4 protein-coding genes are annotated in these 14,465 nt (G+C 66.5%); all 4 read left to right on the top strand.

The features are described 5' to 3' along the window. The coding region (locus VFZ66_13085) for a condensation domain-containing protein (protein HEX6290125.1) at positions 1 to 2,147 on the top strand (2,147 nt) is incomplete at its 5' end. Between the two features lie 17 nt (positions 2,148 to 2,164). Then, complete coding sequence (locus VFZ66_13080) at positions 2,165 to 3,220, top strand: TauD/TfdA family dioxygenase (protein HEX6290124.1); 1,056 nt, start codon at positions 2,165 to 2,167, stop codon at positions 3,218 to 3,220. Between the two features lie 9 nt (positions 3,221 to 3,229). Beyond that, the gene (locus tag VFZ66_13075) at positions 3,230 to 8,692 is read left to right on the top strand and encodes an amino acid adenylation domain-containing protein (GenBank protein HEX6290123.1); all 5,463 of its coding nucleotides are present in this window, start codon (positions 3,230 to 3,232) and stop codon (positions 8,690 to 8,692) included. A 4-nt stretch (positions 8,693 to 8,696) separates the two neighbouring features. Next, positions 8,697 to 14,465, top strand: a 5,769-nt coding sequence (locus VFZ66_13070) for an AMP-binding protein (GenBank protein ID HEX6290122.1), incomplete at its 3' end; no start/stop codon positions are given.

Raw genomic sequence — 14,465 nt, 5'->3', positions numbered from 1 at the left:
CGCGGCTCTACCGCACGGGCGATCTGGTCCGCTACCTGCCCAACGGCGATCTCGACTATATCGGGCGGATCGACCACCAGATCAAGCTGCGCGGGTATCGCATCGAGCTGGGCGAGATCGAGGCCGCGCTGCGCCAGCACGAGGCCGTACGCGAGTGCGTGGTCGTGGTGCGGGAGGATGGCGGGGCGCGGCGGCTGGTAGCGTATCTGACGGCAAACAACGAGCCAAGAACCCAGACCCATGCCGACCCTGCTGCTGGTTCCTGGGGCGCGGTTCGCGGTGCGTCCCAGGAACTTCGCGCGTTCCTGGCGGCGCGCCTGCCCGACTACATGGTGCCGAGCGCGTGGGTGCTGCTGGACGCGCTGCCGCTGACGCCCAACGGCAAAGTCGATCGACGTGCGTTGCCGGTGCCCGCTGAGGTCCAGCCGGAGCATGAAGAAGCTGCTGCGCTCCCGGCTACTCCCGACGAGGAATTGATGACCGGCATCTGGTCCAGGGTGCTGGATCGGGCATGGATTGGCCGCGAAGAGAACTTTTTTGAGATCGGCGGGCACTCGCTGCTGGCGACGCAGGTGATCGCGGAGGTGCGCGCGACGTTCGGCATCGATCTGCCGCTGCGCAGCCTGTTCGACCACCCCACAATCGCCAGCCTGCTGGATCAGGTCATCGCCGCACGCAGCCAGCAGGCGGGCCTGAGCGCCCCACCGCTGCGACCGCAGCCCCGCGCCGAGGCGCTGCCGCTCTCGTTCGCACAGCAGCGACTGTGGCTGCTCGCTCAGCTCGATCCCGGCAGCACGGCCTATCATGTGCCGCTGAGCATCCGCCTGACCGGAGCCCTGGATGTCGCCGCGCTGACGGCCAGCTTCAACACGCTCATCGCCCGCCACGAGGCGCTGCGCACCAGCTTTGTCCTGCGCGCTGGACAGCCCGTGCAGCGCGTCCAGCCGCCCGCCGCCCTGCCGCTGCCCTGTCACGATCTCCGTTCCCTGCCGGAGCCGCAGCGCCGCGCCCAGCTTGCGGCCCTCCAGCGCCACGTCACCGCGCAGCCCTTCGATCTCACCCGCGCCCCGCTGCTCCGCGCCGCGCTCCTGCGCCTCGGCGACACCGAGCATCTGCTGCTGCTCTGCCTGCATCACATCGTCGTCGATGGCTGGTCGTTGGGCGTGCTCGTGCGTGAGCTGGCCGCCTGCTACCGCGCGCTGCGCCAGGGGCAGCCGCTCGACCTGCCCGACCTGCCGATCCACTACGCCGACTTCGCCCTCTGGCAGCGGACCTACGTCCAGGGCGCAACGCTTGACCGCCTGCTGGCCTACTGGAAGGCGCAGCTCGCCAACCTCACCCCGCTGGCCCTGCCCACCGATCGCCCGCGCCCGGCAGAGCCGACGTTTCGATCCGCCGAGCAGCCGTTGGCGCTCTCCGCCGAGCTTTCCGACGCGCTCGCGAACATGAGCCGCCAGACGGGCATGACGCTGTTTATGACGCTGCTGGCGGCGCTTGATGTGCTGCTGCACTGGTACACCCGTCAGGACGATCTGCTGGTGGGCGCGGATATTGCCAACCGCACGCACGCCGAAACCGCAGGGCTGATCGGCTTCTTCGTCAATCTGCTGGCGCTGCGCGCCGACCTTTCGGGCAATCCAACGTTCCGCGAACTGCTTCACCGCGTGCGCGCCGTCTGTCTGGCCGCCTACGCCCATCAAGATCTGCCCTTCGATCTGCTGGTCAACGAGCTTCAGCCGCAGCGCAGCCTGCACCACGCGCCGCTCTTCCAGGTTGTGCTGGTCTTGCAGAACACGCCGATGCCAGCGCTGGATCTGGATCAGGTGAGGGTCGAGCCGCAGCCGCTCGATACGGGCATTGCTAAGTTCGATCTGGTCGTCGAGCTGATCGAGGAGCCGACAGGGATCGCCGGTCTGTTCAAGTATGACGCCGAGCTGTTCGAGCAGACCACGATCGCGCGGATGATCGAGCAGTTCATCGCCGTGCTTGGCATGGCTGTGCAGCAGCCCGACGCGCCGCTGCACCTGTTTGTCGAGCACCTGAGCGAGGCGGAGCGACAGCACCAGATCAGCCAGGCGCGCGACCTGAGAGCAGCGCACCAGCGCAAGATCAAAGACATTCGGCGGAAGATGCTATCGGATCAATAGAAAGGGGATCACCGGCTATGAGCAACCCGGAGCATACAAACAGCGGAGCGAAGCGCCAGCCCATCGCCAGGCGCAAGGCCGTCAGCATCGCGCAGCCGGACCTGATCGCGACCAATACCCTCCAGCCCGATCGTCCGCTGCCGCTGCTGGTCACGCCGGTTGTGGATGGCGTGCGCCTGATTGAGTGGGCGGCAGGCCATCGCGAGCAGATCGAGAGCTGGCTGCTGAAGCATGGCGGCATCTTGTTGCGGGGTTTTGCCCTGGGATCGGTGAGCGACTTCGAGCAGTTCATCGGCAGCACCGCCGACAACTGGGCCGAGTACCGCGAGCCAGCCACGCCACGCAGCCAGGTCAGCGCCAATATCTACACCTCGACGGACTATCCGCCCGCGCAGCGGATCTTCCTGCACAACGAAAACTCGCACACCGAAAGCTGGCCGATGAAGATTTATTTCTTCTGCGTCACTGCAGCGCAGCAGGGCGGCGAGACGCCGATCGCCGACTGTCGCGCGATCTTCGAGCGCATCGACCCGGCAGTGCGCCAGCGCTTCACCGAAAAGCAGATCATGTACGTGCGCAACTTCGGCGACGGGCTGGGCTATTCCTGGGAGCAGGTCTTCAAGACGACCGATCGGCGCGAGGTCGAAGCCTACTGCCGAGACAATCAGATCGAAGCCGAATGGAAGCCCGACAACGGGCTGCGTATCCGCTATGTTCGTCCGGCGGTCGCCAAACACCCGCGCACAGACGAGCCGGTCTGGTTCAACCACGGAACCTTCTTCCACATCTCGACCCAGGAGCCGGCGATCCGCGAGTCGCTGCTGGCGGCGATGCCGGAGGCCGACCTGCCATACAACACCTACTACGGCGACGGCAGCTCGATCGAGCCTGAGGTTCTCAATCATCTGCGCGCGGTGTACAACGAAGCAACCATAGCGTTTCCGTGGCAGGAGGGCGATCTGCTGATGCTCGACAATATGCTGGTGGCCCACGGGCGCTCGTCCTTCGTGGGGCCGCGCAAGGTTCTGGTTGGCATGGCCGAGCCGTGTCATTGGTCGGATATCCAGCGCTGAGGTACGTGTATGCACTCCGTTGAAGGTTTTCGTCTCTCGCCGCAGCAGAAGCGGCTCTGGCAGCTTCAGGCCGATGGCAGCGCGGCCTACCGTGCCCAGGGCATGGTGGTGATCGAAGGGCCGCTCCAGCCTGCGACTCTGGCGGAGGCGATCCGGCAGGTTGCCGATCGGCATGAGATTTTGCGCACGACCTTTCACCTGCTGCCGAGCACGGCGCTGCCGGTTCAGGTGATTGCCGAGCACGCCGCGCCGGTATACCACACCTACGACCTGACCGATCACTCGCCCGCAGAGCAGGAGTCGCGGCTCGCGGCGCTGCTCGATCAGCTTGGCGCGGAGCATAGCGATCTGCAAAACGGCCCGGTGCTTTGTAGCGCCCTGGCAACACTTGCGCCGACGAAGCATGCGCTGCTGCTGAGCCTGCCTGCGCTGTGCGCTGATACCACCACAATCGGGAACCTGATCCAGGCGATCGGCGCGGCCTATGCTGCCGAGCAGTGTGGTCAGTCGCTAGAGGATGATCCAACGCAGTACGCCGATGTTGCCGAGCTGTTCAACGAGCTGCTTGAGTCCGACGAGACGGAATCGGGACGGGCCTACTGGCGGCGTCAGGATCTTTCCGCGCTGCCGCTGCTGACGCTGCCGTTCGAGAAGCGCGCTTCGCAGGGAGCGTTCGCGCCGCAGCGCCACAGGCTGACGATCGCGCCGGAGATCACAGCCCGGATCGCTGCGTGCGCCGAGCGCTACAACACCACCGTCGAGAGCGGCCTGCTGGCCTGCTGGCAGGTGTTACTGGCACGGCTCACCGGCCAGAGCACGATCGTCGTCGGCACCGCGCAGGAGGGCCGGGCCTACGAGGGCCTCGATACCGCGCTTGGCGTGTTCTCCCGGTATGCGCCGGTTGCGGCGCGGCTGGCCGAGGATACGTCGTTTGCGGCGACGGTGCGGCAGATCGACCGATCAACCCAGGAGGTCGCCGAGCTACAAGAGTATTTTTCCTGGGATCTGATCGGCGGCAAGACCGTAGAGCAGCCCTGCTTCCCGTTCGGCTTCGACGTGACACGCCACCCCGCCGCGTTTGGTGTCGCCGATCTGACATGCTCGATCGTCGAGCAGCGTGCCTGCATCGATCGATTCAAGCTGCGGCTGTCCTGCGCACTTCGCGATCAGATCTTGGATGTCGCGCTGCACTACGATCCCGCGATCTATGCCGCAGCGGAGATCGAGCGGCTGGCGGAGCGCTTTCATACGCTGCTCGACGCGGCGACGACCACTCCTGAAGCGCCGATCACTGTAGCGCAGATGGTTGGCCCTGAGGAGCGGCGGCTGCTCTGCGACACGCTCAACGCCACGCGCGCGGAGTACCAGCAGGATCGCTGTATCCACCAGCTCTTCGAGGCGCAGGCGGCGCGCACGCCCGATGCGGTTGCGGTGGTCTATGAAGATCACCAGATCTCCTACGCCGCGCTGAACGCGCGCGCCAACCAGCTTGCTCGCCATCTGCGCGGGCTGGGCGTTGGGCCGGAGACGCCAGTCGGGCTGTGTGTGGAGCGCTCGATCGAGATGATCGTCGGGGTGCTGGGGATTCTCAAGGCGGGCGGCTGCTATGTGCCGCTCGATCCGGCCTATCCTCAAGAGCGCCTGAGCTTCATGCTTCAGGACTCGCAGGCCAGCGTGCTGCTCACTCAGCAGCGGCTACAGGCCGAGGTCCTGGCCGCGCTGCCATTGCCCGCCGTGGTGCGGATCGATGCGGAGTGGCCGCAGATCGCGGGCAATCGCTCGGATAATCTCAGCTCCGCGACCAGTCCAGACAACATGGCCTATGTGATCTACACCTCAGGCTCGACCGGCACGCCGAAAGGCGTTGTGGTGCGGCATCGATCGCTGGCGAATCTCGCGGTCGGGCTCCAGCAGACGATCTACGCCGATTCGCCGGGCGCTCCGCTGCGGGTGAGCATGAACGGGCCGCTGGTCTTCGACACATCGGTCAAGCAGTGGCTCCAACTGCTGAGCGGCCACACCCTGGCGATCATCCCCGACGCGCTACGACTGGATCTGGACGCGCTAGCCGACTACCTTGGCGCGCAGCAGATCGACGTGTTGGATTGCACGCCGTCGCTGCTGAAGCCCTTGCTGCGGAGTAGTCGATTGGGCCGGTATCCGGGCCGTGTGCTGGTCGGCGGCGAGGCGATCGACGAAGCGCTCTGGCAGACATTGGCGACAGATGAGCAGCGCCGGTTCTATAACCTGTACGGCCCGACCGAGGACACTGTCGATGCGACGATCAGCCGGATCGACCGGGCCGCGCCGCCGCCCACGATTGGCCGTCCGATCGCCAATACGCAGGTGTATCTGCTGGACTCGCGCCAGCGGCTTGTGCCGTTGGGTCTGCCGGGCGAGCTTTGCCTGGGCGGCGACGGCCTGGCGCGCGGCTATCTTGGCCGGCCCGATCTTACTGCCGAGAAGTTCGCACCCGATCCGTTCTCGGAGCAGCCCGGAGCGCGGCTCTACCGCACCGGCGATCTGGCGCGCTACCGGCCCGACGGCTCGCTTGAGTACCTGGGGCGGATCGATGGGCAGGTCAAGCTGCGCGGCTTTCGCGTCGAGCTGGGCGAGATCGAGGCGATCCTGAGCCAGCATCCCGCCGTGCAGGACGCGGCGGCGATCGTGCGCGCCGATCTGCCCGACCAGCAGCGCCTCGTGGCCTACGTGGTGCCCGGCCGGCAGGCGGCGTTTACCGTGCGCCAGGTGCTACGCATGGAGCGCGAGCGGCAGATCGACCAGGGATCGTGCTATGAGCTGCCGAACGGCCTGGTTGTCGCGCATGTCAATAAGCACGAGACTGAATTTCTGTACAACGAGATCTTTCAGCAGCAGAGCTACCTCCGGCATGGCATCACGCTGCACGACGGAGCATGCGTCTTCGATGTCGGCGCGAATATCGGGCTATTCTCGCTCTTCGTCGGCGAGCGCTGTCCCGGCGCGACGGTCTATGCCTGCGAGCCGATCCCGGCGGTCTTCGAGGTGCTGCGCACGAACGCGCAGCTTTACGATTTCAAGATCATCCCGATCCAGGCTGGCGTGGCCGACACGCCCGGCGAGGCGGTCTTCACCTCCTACGCCCACGCCTCGACCATGTCGGGGCGCTACGTGGATGCCGACGAAGAGCGCCAGGTGATCCGGTCGCTGGTGCTCACTCAGGAGCACGAGGCACATGGAGCCGCGCCGCTCGACGAGACGCTGCTCGACGAGATGATCGCCGATCGCTTGACCAGCGAGCGCTCCACCTGTCCGATGACGACCGTCTCGGAGATGATCCGCCGCTACAACGTGGAGCGGATCGATCTGCTGAAGATCGACGCGCAGAAGAGCGAGCTGGATGTGCTAGACGGGATCGAGCCGCAGGACTGGCCCAAGATTCGCCAGATCGTGCTGGAAGTCCACGACATCGCGGGCCGCGTCGGACACGTCCAATCGCTGCTTGAGCGCCAGGGCTATCAGGTGGCGGTGGAGCAAGAAACCGCGCTGGCCGACACGCCGCTCTACAATCTGTACGCTCGACGCGCGGCGGAGCAGCCAGCGGCCAGCGACGCGCCTCGCCGCGAGACATGGACCAGCCAGAAGCAGTTGACCGCCGACCTGCGGCGATTCTTGAGCGAGCGGCTGCCCGACTACATGGTACCGAGCGCGTTCGTGCTGCTGGAGTCGCTGCCGCTGACGACTAATGGCAAGCTCGATCGGCGGGGGCTGCCAGCGCCCGACCAGACTGGTCCGAGCACGGAGCAGAGCTATGTGGCACCGCGCACGGCGACAGAGGCCGTGCTGAGCCGGATCTGGGCCGAGATCCTGCGGCTGGAGCGGATCGGCATCCACAATAATTTCTTCGAGCTTGGCGGCGACTCGATCCTCGGCATTCAGGTCGTCGCGCGAGCCAACCAGGCCGGGCTGCGGCTCACGCCTCGACAGCTTTTCCAGCACCAGACGATCGCCGAGCTGGCAGCGGTGGCCGATGCGGGCACTCCTGCTCAGCCGACCGATGCCGATCATGAGCCGGTGCTCGGCCCGCTGCCGCTGCTGCCGATCCAGCGCTGGTTCTTCGAGCATGAATGGCCTGATGTCGGCGTGTGGAATCAGGTCATCCGCCTTGCGCTGCGCCAGCCGATCGCTCCGGCGCTGCTTGAGCAGGTTGTAGGACATCTGGTACAGCACCATGAGGCGCTGCGGCTGCGATTCGTCCACACCGATCAAGGCTGGCAGCAGGAGATCGCCGCGCCGCCCGCGCAGATCCCCTTTACAAGCATCGATCTGTCGGCGCTGCCGGAGCCTGAGCAAGATCGCACCGTCGAGCAGGCGGCGGCAGATCTGGCGGCGCGGATGGAGCTTGGGTCGGGGGTGCTGCTGCATGTCGCGCTGCTCGACCGGGGCGCGCAACGACCGAATCTGCTGCTGCTGGCGACGCACGCGCTGGCCGTCGACGGCTTCTCGCGGCGCATCCTGGCCGAAGATCTTCAGGCGGCCTGTCAGCAGTTGAGCAGCGGCGCGGCGATCGAGCCGCCGCGCAAGACGACCTCGCTCAAGCGCTGGGCGGAGACGCTGGCCGACTATGCTCATTCTGACACGCTGCGCCAGGAGCTTGCCTACTGGCTCGGCCTGGCTTCTGCCGATAGCCCGCGTCTGCCGCTGGACGTTTCCGGCGCGACGAGCGCTGGCGATGATCCTCTGACCGTCGTGGTCAGCCTGGACACCGAGACGACGCGCGCGCTGCTGCACGATGTGCCTGCCGCGTATCGCACCGAGATCAACGATGCGCTGTTGACGGCGCTGGTGGAGGCATTCGCGCAGTGGACCGGCCAGCGGTCGCTGCTGCTCGACGTTCGCGGCCACGGTCGCGAGGCGCTCTTCGACGGCATCGATCTGTCGCGCACCGTCGGCTGGCTGACCAGTATCTTTCCGGTGCGGCTGGATCTTCGAGAGGCGCACGGTTCTGCTCCGGCGCTGCTGGCGGTCAAAGAGCAGCTTCGGCAGATCCCGCAGCACGGCATGGGCTACGGCGTGCTGCGCTACCTCAGCGACCAGAGCATAGCAGATCGGCTGCGCGCGCTGCCAGCGCCGGAGGTCAGCTTCAACTACCTGGGCCAGTTCGACCAGGTGCTTCCAGAGTCCGCGTTTGCGCTCACGCCCGACCAGGCCGATCCGTCAGGCGGACTCTGGAGCCCGCGCTACCTGATCGAGATCCAGGGCGGTGTGGTCGGCGGCGAGCTGCGTCTGGCGTGGAAATACAGCCCGCATCTGCATCGGCGCGCGACGATCGAGCGCCTGGCCCAGAGCTTTAGCGCGGCGCTCCATGAGGTGATCGCGCACTGCCAGGCTCCCGATGCGGGCGGCTACACGCCGTCGGATTTTCCGATGGTCAACCTGAATCAACAGGCGCTCGATGCGATTCTGGCGCAGCTACGCAAGGCGCAAGGATGAGACGATGCTAGATACGCTCCAGATCGAAGATATGTATCCGCTGACTCCGATGCAGCGGGGCATCCTGTTCCACAGCCTGTCGGATGCGCGCTCGGCGGTCTATTTCCAGCAGGAGGGCTTTCGCTTGCAGGGCGATCTCGCGCCCGCGGCCTTCGTGCGTGCCTGGGAGCATGTGCTGACGCGCCATGCGGTGCTGCGGACCGCGTTTGTGTGGGAGGGGCTGGACGAGCCGGTTCAGGTGGTGCTGCGGCAGGTGCGCCTGCCGTTCGAGCAGCTCGACTGGCGCGCTGTGCCCAGGGCTGAGCAGCAGGCGCGGCTGGCCGCGTTTGCCCAGGCTGATCGGGAGCGCGGCTTTGACCTGGCCCAGGCACCGCTGATGCGGCTTACGCTGATCCGGCTGTCCGACGACAGCTACCATTTCATCTGGAGCCGACATCACCTGCTGCTCGATGGCTGGTCGGTGATGCTGATCCTCAACGAGGTCTTGCGCTGCTATGCTGTGTTTCAGCGAGGCCAGCAGCCCAGGCTGGATCGACCGGTCCCGTACCGCGCGTATCTGGCCTGGCTTCAGCAGCAGGATGCCACGCAGGCCGAGGCGTTCTGGCGCGGCGAGCTGGCAGGTGTTCACACGCCGACGCCGCTCACGGTCGATCGGGCGGCGGGTTCGGAGGCTCCACGGCATGGCGAGCAATGGTCGCATATGCCGCAGGCCACCGCCGCCGCGCTGCACGCGCTGGCGCGCAGCCATCGCCTGACGCTGAACACGCTGCTTCAGGGTGCCTGGGCGATCGTCCTCAGTCGCTACAGCGGCGCGGAGGAGGTGGTGTTCGGCGCAACGGCGGCCACCCGCCCGGCAAGCATCGCCGGGGTCGAGTCGATCGCCGGGCTGCTGATCAACACGCTGCCGGTGCGCGTGTGCGTCGCGCCGGGCGAGCGGCTGATCCCGTGGCTGCAACGGCTATTCGACCGCCAATCGGAGGCGCGGCATTACGACTATGTATCGCTGGCCGATGTGCAGCGCTGGAGCGAGCTTGTGCCCGGCACCGCGCTGTTCGAGAGCCTGCTGGTCTTCGAGAACTTCCCGCATGAGATCGCCCCGGACGATCTGGTCGGCAATCTGTCGGTTCGCAGCACCCACTCGTTCGAGCGCACCAACTACCCGCTCAATCTGGTGATCCTGCCGCGCGATGGCCTCGACCTGCGCGCGATCTACGATGCCGAGCGCTTCGACGCCGCGACGATCACACGCCTGCTGGGACATCTCGAAACCGTGCTCCAGGGAATGCTGGCCGATCCTGCGCGCTGCCTGCTTGAGATCCCCCTGCTGACCGAGGCAGAGCGGGCGGAACTGCTCGCGCAGGCCGCTGTGCCGTCTGAGCGGCACAACTCCGCCGATCTCGCGCAGCGCTTCGAGGCGCAGGCGGCGCGCACGCCCGATGCCGTCGCGCTGCTGTTCGAGGGCACGCGGCTCAGCTACCGCGAGCTTAATCGCCGCGCCAACCAGCTTGCCCAGTATCTACGCGGCCTCAGCTTGGGGCCGGAGGCGCGCATCGGGCTGTACATGGAGCGCTCGCCGGATCTGGTCGTAGGCATGCTCGGCATCTTGAAAGCCGGGGCGGCCTGCGTACCGCTCGATCCGGCTGCCGCGCCGCGCCATCTGAGGCTTCAGCTCACAGCCACCGGAGCGGCGGCAGTTGTCACCCGGCAGATGCTTGCGGATCGGCTATCTGAGCTCGGCGCGTCGGTCGTCGCGCTTGACTCGCTCGCAGCAACGCTTGACCGCATGCCCGCTGAAAATCCAATGGTTGGAGCGGCGCGCAGCCTGGCGTTGATCCTGACGTCGGCAGATCGTCAGGTCGTGGTCGAGCACGCCGCGCTCGTGCAGCGCCTCGAACGGCTACAGGCAGCGCTGCGCCTCTCTCCAAACGATCGCGTGCTGCACACGGCCACGCCCGATCGGGCAACTGCCGCATGGGAGATCTGCTGGCCGCTGCTGTACGGCAGTGGACTGGTGATCGCGCTGGTCGGCGGCGAGCACGATCCTGAGTATCTGCGGCAGGTGATCGCCGAGGATCGCGTCACGGTGGCGCATTTCACCCCGACGGCGCTCGCTGCGTTGCTGGATGCCGCGCCTGCTCCGAGCGCGCCCGGCTCGCTGCGCGCGGTGCTCGCCGCTGGCGAGCCGCTATCGCCCGTGGCACGCGAGCGCTGCCTTGAGCGTCTGCGCTGCGATCTCTACCAGCTCTACGCCCCGCCCGAAGCGCTGATCCAGCCGGTCGCCCGCTATCGCCCGACGAGCGGCGCTCACAGCTCGCTTGAGCAGCGCCCGCTGGCGTATATTCTCGACGCCGCGATGCAGCCAATGCCGATCGGCGTGTTCGGCGAGATCGCGATCCCCGCCGGTCTTGCGCGCGGCTACCTGGACGATCCCGCCGCCACCGCGCTGTATTTCCGCCCCAATCCCTACGCTGCAACCCCTGGCGAGCGCGTATTTCTTTCCGGCGATCGGGGTCGCTGGCTGAGCGACGGCTCCTTAGAGCTAGCGCCAGCGACCGGACGGCAGATCTGGCGCGGCGATGTGCGGCTCGATCTGGATGCGGTCGAGGCCGCGCTGCTGCAAGATCCGACGGTCGAGCAGTGCGCGGTATTGCACCGTGAGACTCCGGGCGCTGGAACGGGCTTGATCGCCTATGTTGTCACCAGCGGCACGTTCGCGCCAGAGCGACTCCGCGATCATTTAAACCTCAGGCTGCCGCCAGCGCTGCGGCCCGACGCCTACATTCCACTGATCGGGCTGCCGCTGCGCCCAGATGGGCAGCTTGACCAGCAGGCGCTCGCCGCTACCGAGCTGATCGACGACGCGCTGGTGCAGCGCTGGGAGCGGCAGGTGCGTGCCGTGCCGGGGATCGATCAGGCTGCGGTAGTCGTACACGATCTGGTAGAGCGACCACAGCCGCTGCATCTCTCCGATCTGCTGCCGGAGTCGCGCTTCCACGCCGATGCCGCGCCCGCGCCTGCGGCTCCACTGTCAGAGCGCGCGACCGAGGGAGCAGATGCCGTGGATCGTCCGGCGATCAGCGCGGGGCCTACGCTGATCATCCCTGATGACGCGCCAGGAACCCTGGGAGCGGCGCTGATCCGCACAGCGGCGCGCTGCCCGCAGACCGGCGTTGTGTATATCCAGAGCGACGGCAGCGCCGTACAACAGAGCTATGCGACGCTGCTGGATACCGCCCGTCGTATCCTGGCCGGTCTGATCGCGCAGGGCCTCAAGCCGCGCGACCGGGTAATCTTGCAGATCGACCGGCTGGACGAGTACCTGCCGACGTTCTGGGCCTGTGTCCTGGGCGGCATCACGCCCGTCACCGTGGCGGTCGCGCCGTCGTACGCTGAGCGCAACGGCGTGGTCAATAAGCTGTATAACATCTGGAAGCTGCTGGGGCAGCCGCCACTGCTGACCACGCAACGCCTGATCGAGCCGCTGCGGGGCCTGAGCGCGCTCCTGCCGATGCACGACCTGAAGCTGCTGCCGATCGATGGGCTGCGCGAGTACCCGCCCGCCGAGCAGATCTACCCTGCCGAGCCGAGCAATGTTGTGTTCTTTCAGCTCTCATCGGGCAGCACGGGCGTGCCGAAATGCATTCAGGAGACGCACCACGGGATCATCTGCCATATCCACGCGGCCCGGCAGGTCAGCGGCTACACCGAGGATGACATCACGCTGAACTGGCTGCCGATGGATCATGTCGTGCCGCTGCTGATGTGCCACATCAAGGATGTCTATCTGGGCTGCCAGCAGATCCAGGCGCGCACCGATATGATCCTGGGCGATCCGCTGCGCTGGCTGGACCTGATCGAGCAGCACCGCGTGACGCATACGTGGTCGCCGAACTTTGGCTATAAGCTGCTCGCCGATCGGCTGGCGAAGGCTGCGGGCCGGAGCTGGAATCTGCGCTCGATCCGCTATTTCCTCAACGCCGGGGAGCAGGTGACGCTGCCGGTGGTGCGCGGGTTCCTGGAGGCGGTCGCGCCCTTCGGGGTTGGGCAGCGGGCGATGCAGCCAGCCTATGGCATGGCCGAGCTGTGTACGGCGATGACCTACGTCTCCGATTTCGATCTGACGAGCCGCGTCGGCTACTTCGCTAAGGCGTCGCTGTATGGGTGGCTCAGGCGCACCGCGCCCGACGATCCCACGGCGGTCAACTTTGTCGAGGTCGGGCCGCCGACGCCCGGCGTGACGATCCGCATCGTCGATCACCGGAATCAGATCCTTCATGAGGGCCTGATCGGTCGGTTGCAGGTGCGCGGCGATGTTGTCACGCCCGGCTACCTCGATAATCCAGCGGCCAATCGCGATGCGTTTACCGAAGACGGCTGGTTCTACACCGGCGACCTTGGCTTCATCCTCGACGGTCGTCTGACGATCACCGGACGCGAAAAAGAGGTCATCATTATCAACGGAGCCAACTACTACTGCTACGAGATCGAGGATATTGTCAACGAGACGCCCGGCGTCGAGGCGACCTATGTCGCCGCTATCGCCGTCGATGATCCACGCAGCGGCACCGAAAGCATCGCGATCTTCTTCACGCCCTCGGTTGCGTCGCCCGCCGAGCGCCTGGACACGATCAAAGCCATCCGCTCGCGGATCGTCGCCGGGCTGGGCCTCAGCCCGCTTTACGTCGTTCCGGTGCCAAAGGACGAGTTTCCCAAGACGACGAGCGGCAAGATCCAGCGCACCCAACTCAAGGCCGGGCTGCTCGACGGGCGCTTCGACGAGACGCTCAAGCAGATCGACATCGCGCTGGAGAACAGCAACACGCTGCCCGACTGGTTCTACCGCAAGGTCTGGCAGCGCAGCGAGATCGGCACGGCTGCGCGGCTCGCCGACGACGCAGCGGCGCTGGTGTTTCTCGACAGGCAGGGGCTGGGCGCGGCGCTGTGCGAGCGGCTGCGATCCGCTGGCGTCGTGTGCGCCACGGTCGAGATCGGCAGCGCTTTCGAGCGGCTGGACCAGGGGCGCTACCGGATCGCGCCGGGCAACCCCGACCACTACCGGGAGCTGCTGGAGTCGCTGGCTCAGGAGCAGATGCGCGTTGGGCAGGTGATCCACCTCTGGACCTACGCCGAAGACGATGCGCCGAGCACTCCGGAGGCGATCGAGCGCGCCCAGGAGCAGGGCAGCTACAGCCTGCTGTTCCTGACTCAAGCGCTGGCTCAGGCCAACCGGGACACGCCGACGCGCCTGCTGGTGATCTCGAACGGCGTCCAGGCCGTTACGCCGCGAGAGCAGATCGCCTGTGAGCGCGCCCCGGTCCTGGGGCTGGTCAAGACGATCTCGCAGGAGCTACCGTGGCTGCTCTGCACGCATATCGACCTGCCGATCGACGATTTGGGAGCCAACGTCGCCCGGCTGCTCCGCGAGCTTCGGCATCGCCACAAGGAGCGCGAAATTGCCTATCGCGATCAGCGGCGGCTGGTCGCGCGCCTGGAGCGCGTCGATCTGCGCCAGGAGCCGATGCGGGAGCCGCCCTTCAAAACCGGCGGGCTGTATCTGGTGACGGGCGGCGTCGGTGGTATCGGCGGCCTGATCGCGAAGCACCTGCGCGAGCAGTACGATGCGCGGCTGCTGCTGGTCGGGCGAACGCCGCTGTCGGCGCTGAGCAGCGCAGGACCGGACGATCGGGCTGACGGCGGCGGACTGGCCTGGCAGCAGATCCAGCAGTTGGGCGAGACGATCTACGAGGCGGCTGACATCTGCGATCTGCAAGCG

This window comes from Herpetosiphonaceae bacterium, assembly GCA_036374795.1.
Classification (GTDB): Bacteria; Chloroflexota; Chloroflexia; order Chloroflexales; family Kallotenuaceae; genus LB3-1.
The sequence above is the reverse complement of the archived record's forward strand: the minus strand, read 5'-3'. Positions and strand labels throughout refer to the sequence as shown.

Coding starts and splice junctions, on each gene's coding strand:
- VFZ66_13080 (HEX6290124.1), top strand. CDS start 2,165: ATGAGCAACCCGGAGCATACAAACAGCGGAGCGAAGCGCCAGCCCATC.
- VFZ66_13075 (HEX6290123.1), top strand. CDS start 3,230: ATGCACTCCGTTGAAGGTTTTCGTCTCTCGCCGCAGCAGAAGCGGCTC.